This window comes from Aeromonas sp. PrichA-15 (genome assembly GCF_017939245.1).
Lineage (GTDB): Bacteria > Pseudomonadota > Gammaproteobacteria > Enterobacterales > Aeromonadaceae > Aeromonas > Aeromonas caviae.
This window is the reverse complement of sequence record NZ_JAGKRH010000166.1, coordinates 1-5,944: the sequence shown is the minus strand read 5'-3', so window position 1 is coordinate 5,944 and position 5,944 is coordinate 1. Positions and strand designations below refer to the sequence as shown.

The window sequence follows — 5,944 nt, the reverse complement described above, 5'->3', positions numbered from 1 at the left end:
ACGCCCAGGTGGGCGAAATCCTGGCTGGCGTGAAGGTGATGAACAAGCTGATAGGGCTTGGTATGCCTGTTCGCCAGCCAGTGAATTGAGTGGTATCAACGGGTTGGGGAACGGCCATCCAGCGACGGATTTGATCAACAACGCCTGAAATGGATAGATTTCCCGCCTTACCAACAACAATAAGAAATAATTTCCATATATCTTATTGCGGATAAAAACGACTGAAAACGGTTGTTTCACTCGTCCAACAAGAGTATTTTTGCGGGCCATGTAGCCGGGCTGTAAATAATTCTTTATGAAACCACAAACCAGAAGGGACAAAATAGTAGCCATATTGGCAGCCATCTGGGGCATTGGCTCTTTTCTGTTTATTTTGCTGGGTTTCGTGCTCGGCATGGCCTTGTTGATCCTGACCCATTAGACCGGTTGGTTGGCGTGGGAGGCCTGGCACAACAGCCACTCCCCTTCCGCCAGCTGCTCCGGGCTCAACCTCCACTGTGCCCGCCCCAGCTCGCCGCTGTATCCACGCCAGCGATCCCGGCCCTCCTGTTTCGCCCGGTACAGGGCCATGTCCGCCAGCTTGAAACTCAGACTCCAGAAAGAGTCCTCCAGCTCCGCATGCAGAGGGTAATCGCAGAATCCCAGCGAGACGGTCATGCGCAGCGGCAGCTCCTCCCGCCCGAAACGGCAGTCGGCGATCTTGCGGCGCAGGCGCTCGATCCGTTCCGCCACTTGTCCTGGCTCCTCTCTGGCCAGCAACAGCATGAACTCCTCGCCACCCAGCCGGATCAGCGGCTCCTCCTCATCCAGCGTCCCTCGCAGCAGTTCGGCCAGCTGACATAACAGCAGATCGCCGATGTCGTGGCCGAAGCGATCGTTGACCCGTTTGAAGTGATCCAGATCCAGGATCACCAGCACCCAGCCTGCCGCCGGATCCTGGCGGTTCAGCAACCACTCATCGAGATAACGGCGGTTGAAGGCATGAGTCAGTGGATCCGTATAGGCAGCGACCTCCATGCGGGAGGAGTGGGCCTGCAGGGCACTGTGATGCAGGTTGATCCTGGCCGCCATCTCGCGGAACTTGCGGCTGAGCAGCGCCATCTCCTGGCTGCTGTCGATGATGGGCAGCACGCTCGCATCCTGCTTTTCGGTAAACTGGTGCAGCGCCCCCACCAGCTCGCCGATCGGCCCCAGCACGATGGCCCGCAGCCGGGCCAGAGCCATCAGAATGCAGGCGAAGCTTATCAGCAGCATGCCGATGAAGGTCCAGATCGCCCCCTCCATCGCCCCCAGCAACACGTCCCGCTCCTCGTCCACGATCAGGGTCAATACAGGCTCGCCGTCGTTGTCGAGCAGCAACCCCTCCCCTCTGACCTGCTGCAACCCGAGATCGACCAGCCGGTAGCTCATGTGCGGTCCGAGCGGTTTGAAGGAGCCCAGATACTCGCGCGTTCTTGGCTGGGCTATGGTCAGCGTGAGCGCGGTCCGTTCCCCCAGATCCTGCAGATAGCGCTTGTCCAGCCAGCGAGTCGCCAGCAGATAGCCGTTGGGTTTGACGCTGCCGAGGGTATCTGTCACCGGCTGCAGCGAAAAGATGAGCGGTCCCCACTGTGAGCGCCTGACGCCACTCAGGCTGCTGATGCCCGCCTGCCGTGACTCGCGCAGCAGCTGCAGCTTGAGATCGTCCAGAAAGGAGGGCAACAGGGTGGTATCCGTGTCCGGCGCGTCTGGCAACAGGGTGCGGGTCCAGATCTCCGAACCCTGCAAATCCATGTAACTCAACACGTTGAGTTCAAAGTCCCGCATCGGGGTGTCGACCAGCAGATTGGAGTTGATGTAGGCCTGGTTGGGGTGGGCCAGAAAATGGTAGCTCTGATCCCAGATCCCCCAGTCCCGGGTAAAAGCATTCATGGCGCCGATGTCGTTCTGCACCGCCCTGATCACCCGCTGCAGGTGCTCCTCCATCCGCCGCTCCTCGACCCGCTGCGCCGCCGGCACCTGGGCCAGTGCGATCACGATGAGCAGCATCAGGATGGCTCCGGCCCAGACCGGAAACATGGAGTAGGCCAGCAGATGGTCGATGGAGCGGGACGGTTGAGCCATGGGCGCCAATATCCTTTGAATGGCAATGCGAAGCGGGAAGGGGCTTGCCCCAAGTATGGAGGATAGGCCCGCCGAGAGGTCACTGAATTACCACAATAAAAACAAGGGGTCCAGGGCCCCTTGTCACAATTATTGAACGCTTTATCTGGCCAGCAGAGGTGCCAGGAAGCGGGCCGTATGAGAATCCTCGCAACGACTGATCTGTTCCGGCGTCCCCGTTACCAGGATGCGGCCACCACCGGCGCCCCCCTCAGGCCCCAGATCGACGATCCAGTCGGCGGTTTTGATGACGTCCAGGTTGTGCTCGATGATGACGATGGTGTTGCCCCGATCCCGCAGTTGGTGCAGTACCTTGAGCAACTGCTGGATATCGTGGAAGTGCAGCCCCGTGGTCGGTTCGTCCAGGATGTAGAGGGTCTGGCCGGTGTCCCGCTTGGAGAGCTCCCGCGCCAGCTTGACCCGCTGCGCCTCGCCGCCAGAGAGCGTGGTGGCGGACTGACCGAGCCGGATGTAGGAGAGGCCCACGTCCATCAGGGTCTGCAGCTTGCGCGCCACCGCCGGCACCGGATCGAAGAAGGCACGGGCATCTTCCACCGTCATCTCGAGGATTTCGTGGATGTTCTTGCCCTTGTACTTCACCTCCAGGGTCTCGCGGTTGTAGCGCTTGCCCTTGCAGACGTCGCACGGCACGTAGACGTCCGGCAGGAAGTGCATCTCCACCTTGATGACCCCGTCCCCCTGGCACGCCTCGCAGCGCCCCCCCTTCACGTTGAAGGAGAAGCGGCCCGGCTGGTAGCCACGGGAACGCGCCTCCTGGGTGCCGGAGAGCAGCTCGCGGATCGGGGTGAACAGGCCGGTGTAGGTGGCCGGGTTGGAGCGCGGGGTGCGGCCGATGGGGCTCTGGTCGATATCCACCACCTTGTCCAGATGCTCCAGCCCTTCGACGCTGCGATAGGGCGCAGGCGTGGACTCGGTGGCCTTGTTCAGCTCGCGGTGGGCGATGCGGAACAGGGTGTCGTTGATCAGGGTCGACTTGCCGGAACCGGAGACGCCGGTGACGCAGGTCATCACTCCGATGGGCAGATCCAGGTTGACGTTGCGCAGGTTGTTGCCGCTAGCCCCTTTCAATTTCAGCCACTTGCCGGTGAGCGGGGTGCGCTCGGCCGGGATGGCGATCTGCTTGCGCCCGGAGAGGTAGTCACCGGTCAGGGACTCGGGGTTCGCGATGATCTCCTCCGGCGTCCCCTGGGCGACGATGGCACCGCCGTGCACGCCAGCCCCCGGGCCGATGTCGAGCACATGGTCGGCGAGGCGAATGGCATCCTCATCGTGCTCCACCACGATCACGGTGTTGCCGAGATCACGCAGGTGAGTCAGGGTCTTGAGCAGCCGCTCGTTGTCCCGCTGATGCAGGCCGATGGAGGGCTCGTCCAGCACGTACATGACCCCCACCAGGCCAGCCCCGATCTGGCTGGCCAGCCGGATCCGCTGCGCCTCGCCACCGGAGAGGGTCTCGGCGCTGCGCGACAGGCTCAGATAGTTGAGGCCGACGTTCACCAGGAAGCCGAGCCGCTCGACGATCTCCTTGAGGATCTTGTCCGCTATCTGGGCACGCTGACCGGACAGGTTCAACCCTTCGAAGAAGGCCAGGGCATCGCCGATGGACTGCTCGGCGATGGCGGGCAGGTTGCGATTGTCCACGAAGACGTGGCGGGCTTCTTCCCGCAGTCGGCTGCCACCGCAACTGGTACAGGACTTGTTGGCGATGTATTTGGCCAGCTCTTCCCGCACCGCGTTGGATTCGGTCTCCCGGTAGCGGCGCTCCATGTTGTGCAAGATCCCCTCGAACGGGTGCTTGCGCACCACCACGTCGCCGCGGTCATTCATGTAGCGGAACTCGATCTCGGTGCGCCCGGAACCACGCAGGATCACCTCCTGGGTCTTGAGCGGCAGATCCTCCCAGGGGGTCTCCAGGTCAAACTTGTAGTGATCGGCCAGGGATTTGAGCATCTGGAAGTAGTAGAAGCTGCGCTTGTCCCAACCACGGATGGCGCCGCCGGCCAGGCTCTGGCCCGGATCATGGATGAGCTTGGCGGGATCGAAATACTGCTGCACCCCGAGACCGTCACAGGTGGGGCAGGCCCCCGCCGGGTTGTTGAAGGAGAAGATCCGGGGCTCCAGCTCCGACATGGAGTAACCGCACTCGGGGCAGGCGAAGTTGGCGGAGAAGGTCATGGGGGCAACCCCATCCTCCCCGTCCATCGGCACCACCAGCACGATGCCGCCGGAGAGAGTCAGCGCCGTTTCGAACGATTCGGCCAGGCGCAGGGCCAGGTCATCGCGCACCTTGAATCTGTCCACCACCACCTCGATGGTATGCTTCTTGTGCAGCTCCAGGGCGGGAGGATCCGACAGATCGCACACTTCGCCGTCGATGCGGGCGCGGATGTAACCCTGGGCCGCCAGGTTCTCCAGCAGCTTGGTGTGCTCCCCCTTGCGGTTGCGCACCACGGGGGCCAGCAGCATCAGCTTGGCGCCTTCGGGCTGGGCCAGCACCTGATCCACCATCTGGCTGATGGTCTGGGCCGCGAGCGGAATGGCGTGGGTCGGGCAGCGTGGCTCCCCGACCCGGGCGAACAGCAGCCGCAGGTAGTCGTAAATCTCGGTGATGGTGCCGACGGTCGAGCGCGGGTTGTGGGAGGTGGACTTCTGCTCGATGGAGATGGCAGGCGACAGCCCCTCGATGTGGTCCACGTCCGGCTTCTCCATCAGGGAGAGGAACTGGCGGGCATAAGCGGAGAGCGACTCCACATAGCGGCGCTGCCCCTCGGCATAGAGGGTATCGAACGCCAGGGAGGATTTGCCCGAACCGGACAGGCCGGTCACCACGATCAGCTTGTCACGTGGCAGGATCAGGTTGATGTTCTTGAGGTTGTGGGTGCGGGCACCCCGGATCACGATTTTTTCCATCTTGTTGCGCGCTCGATACGGGAACCAGAGCGGGCCAGTATGGCATAGAGACTACTGGATGAATAGACAGTCTTTCCTTCCGTGCCCCTTCCTCAGAGATACTCCTTGGCCCAGCTCACCGCCTGCAACCGGTTCTTGACGTTCAGCTTCTTGAAGACGTTGTAGAGATGGGATTTGACGGTGTGTTCGCTCACGAACAGGCTGTCGGCGATCTCGGTGTTGGAGGCCCCCGTCATCAGGTGACGCACGATCTCCTGCTCGCGGGCGGTCAGCAGCGTCTGCTGACGCTGAGGTTGCCCGCTCCCCTTGCGGTAGTAGTCCACCAGGTCGCACAGCAGGTGGCGCGGGATCCAGTACTCCCCCTGCAACACCTTGCGAATGCCGAAGACCAGCCTGTCCAGCGTGTCCTGACGAAAGAAGAGCCCGCTGGTATGGCAATGCTGATCAGTTAAGGATCCATTGACCGATCCTTCTGCTGTAGGACAATCCGGAACCAATCACTGGTTCCGGATTTTTTTATGTCTATTGCAAACGATCTGAACGATGTTGTTGAGGCATCTGGCGACATGCTGGCTCGGCTGGCCATTTTTGCCGACCATATTCCCGACGAATGGATTACTGCCGCTGCCGCCTTGTCTGAAAAGGCCACTATCCGCCGACGCCGCTTACCTTCTGATATGGTCTTGTGGCTCGTCGTGGGGATGGCCTTTTTCCGCAATGAGCCTATCTCCGAGGTCGCTCGGCGCCTCAACATCTGTGCAGAAGGGTTGGCCAATGATGCCTTGCTCGCGGACAGTGCCCTGTCTCAGGCCCGTCAGCGACTCGGCAAACAGCCGCTCGAGTGGCTGTTCAAACAGTGCGCCGATGTGTG

At 61.6% G+C, this 5,944-nt stretch carries 4 protein-coding genes and 1 pseudogene; 1 reads left to right on the top strand and 4 read right to left on the bottom strand.

All coding sequences use genetic code 11. The features are described 5' to 3' along the window. The 4 genes and pseudogenes from J9889_RS17680 to J9889_RS17665 form a co-directional block, all read right to left on the bottom strand. Window positions 1-345: hypothetical protein (locus J9889_RS17680; protein ID WP_210557552.1), on the bottom strand; the 345-nt coding region annotated here is incomplete at its 3' end. A gap of 72 nt (window positions 346-417) precedes the next feature. Continuing rightward, the gene (locus tag J9889_RS17675) at window positions 418-2,103 is read right to left on the bottom strand and encodes a diguanylate cyclase (RefSeq protein ID WP_210557550.1); all 1,686 of its coding nucleotides are present in this window, start codon (window positions 2,101-2,103) and stop codon (window positions 418-420) included. A 141-nt stretch (window positions 2,104-2,244) separates the two neighbouring features. Then, window positions 2,245-5,073, bottom strand: a complete 2,829-nt coding sequence (gene uvrA / locus J9889_RS17670) for an excinuclease ABC subunit UvrA (protein ID WP_210538182.1) — start codon at window positions 5,071-5,073, stop codon at window positions 2,245-2,247. Window positions 5,074-5,165: 92 nt separating this feature from the next. Continuing rightward, window positions 5,166-5,507 (bottom strand): annotated as a pseudogene (locus J9889_RS17665) (LuxR C-terminal-related transcriptional regulator); the annotation flags it as partial. A gap of 84 nt (window positions 5,508-5,591) precedes the next feature. Between J9889_RS17665 and J9889_RS17660 the strand changes: the two are divergent. Further along, on the top strand, window positions 5,592-5,944 hold a 353-nt coding region (locus tag J9889_RS17660; RefSeq protein ID WP_210557548.1), incomplete at its 3' end, for a transposase domain-containing protein.